This window comes from Paenibacillus sp. MZ04-78.2 (assembly GCF_024213375.1).
Classification (GTDB): domain Bacteria; phylum Bacillota; class Bacilli; order Paenibacillales; family NBRC-103111; genus Paenibacillus_G.
Genome location: NZ_JANAVJ010000147.1, coordinates 1 through 442, shown reverse-complemented (window position 1 = coordinate 442; position 442 = coordinate 1). Strand labels below are relative to the sequence as shown.

General features: G+C 71.9%; 1 protein-coding gene. It reads left to right on the top strand.

All coding sequences use genetic code 11. The features are described 5' to 3' along the window. A partial coding sequence (locus NLX71_RS26445) for a glutamate synthase central domain-containing protein (RefSeq protein WP_254366782.1) occupies nucleotides 1-442 on the top strand: 442 nt, incomplete at both ends.

The following is a 442-nucleotide window of genomic DNA, read 5'->3' as shown; positions in this document are numbered from 1 at the left end:
ACGGCATGTACGAGCGGATGATCGAGACGGTCGGCGCCGGTTCGACCGTGGTCATCGACTGCAGCTATGATGTCCCGTCCGACGACGCCCGGCCTGGCGCGGCCCTGCGCGCGGCGCTGGACCGGATCATGGACGAGGCCGAGGCCGCCGCCCGCGACGGCGCGGCCCTGATCGTGCTGACCGATCAGGCCGGTTCGGCGGATCGTCTGGCCGCCCCGATGATCCTGGCCACCGCCGGGGTCCACGGGCGCCTGACCAAGGCGGGCCTGCGCACCTATTGCTCCATCGTCGTTCGCACCGCGGAGACGCTGGACCCGCACGGGTTCGCGGTCCTGGTCGGGGTCGGCGCAACGACCGTCAACGCCTGGCTGGCCCAGGACCTGTTCCAGGAGCGTCTGGACCGGGGCCTGTATCCCGGCCTGACGCTGCGCGACGCCTGTCT